General features: G+C 35.8%; 1 protein-coding gene and 1 pseudogene. Both read left to right on the top strand.

Features of this window, described 5'->3' with window-relative positions; all coding sequences use genetic code 11:
* Window positions 1-212: pseudogene (locus C5O24_RS14420) on the top strand (aspartyl protease family protein); the annotation flags it as partial.
* A gap of 271 nt (window positions 213-483) precedes the next feature.
* Window positions 484-1,230, top strand: coding sequence for a hypothetical protein (locus tag C5O24_RS13410; protein WP_107036862.1), 747 nt, complete (start codon window positions 484-486; stop codon window positions 1,228-1,230).
* Window positions 1,231-1,342 lie beyond the last annotated feature (112 nt).

Below are 1,342 nucleotides of genomic sequence, written 5' to 3'. Positions count from 1 at the left end.
AAGTTGTTGTCGGAAAATATCATTTACCTCTCGTTGCCGGAGCATTTTCCACATTAACTTCGGGTATGCAATCAAAAGAAAATATAGACGGTATGATTGGAAACAATTTTCTCAAAAGGTTTAATATGGTAATGGATTTCAAGAATAATCGTATATATTTGAAGCCCAACAAATTCCTCTATTCTCCATTTTACGATCTTTTGCTTCCGTAATAACCTCTGTCTTTTCCGCATAATGGACTTTAACGCACTTGCATAGTGCGCTAAAGCCCATATTTATTAACGACTATTGATAGCCCATTTCTGCCATAAAATTGTGTCTTTTGTTTTCCTCTTGTACCACAGGGCTGTAACTGTCTTATTATTTGGGTTGAAAATGCTTGGAAGAGACAACTACTTTGATTGAATATATCTTGATGATTCGTTAAGATGAACCATTTGAATTAATCTTTGTTAATATTACATAACATTTAATTCAAAGTTTATGAAAAAATTTTTACTTTATCTAACAGGGATTTTTATTCCGGTGTCAATGTTAGTTCTCTTGGAGGGTTGCTCTTCAGAAGAGGATATACCGTATAAAAATAGCACGGAGAGAACAATTGCAGAAGAGTATCTTGAAGCCTCTGAAAAGGCTGCCGTATTAAATAAGGATGCATTTAATGAGATCGGTGTCTCTATCTCAAGCCGTGCTACTACAAAAGACGATATCGTAGGTTATCTACTTACCTTATCTCCAGAGGAAATTGAAGATTTATATATTTCGTTAGATGGTGAAAATCAAGAAATCAAAACTGATGAGTTGGTTTCTTTAAAATTGGATAGTCTAATGCAAGTTGCTCCTGCCGAAGATGTCGCAAAGTTATATTCATTAATGGACGACTACGTATCTGCAGGCGGTCACTCTGTTACAAGACTAGAAACAGCCTGTACCTCAATCGAATCTCCGATTGTAAGAGGAATGGCTGTAAATTCGGCTGCTATATATGATAATATAACTACGCCTGAAACAGCTGCATCATTGGCTACAGTTTCAAGAACCACACGTGCTTGTGTGCTTCAATTAGCATTCGATTGTGGTGGTATTGCAATTGGGGCGTGTTCAACAGCAATGGATTTTGCTGATGGAAATTATGGATTTGCGATTATTGGATGTGTACATGATGTAGTATCTATTGTATCTGCAATAAGAAGTTATCATCGGTGTGAAAGATTGGCGGCGTGGCGTTAAAATTTAATATGGTTGGCTATTAGTCAACCATATTCATAAATCTTAAATAAGAATGTCTAGTTTATTAATTTATAGCGGATTAAGCAGTTTGCTATTAGGTGCTATATTAGGC

Origin of the sequence: Paramuribaculum intestinale (genome assembly GCF_003024925.1) — a bacterium.
Taxonomy (GTDB): domain Bacteria; phylum Bacteroidota; class Bacteroidia; order Bacteroidales; family Muribaculaceae; genus Paramuribaculum; species Paramuribaculum intestinale.
Note: the sequence above shows the minus strand (reverse complement) of the source record. Positions and strands in the feature narration are given on the sequence as shown.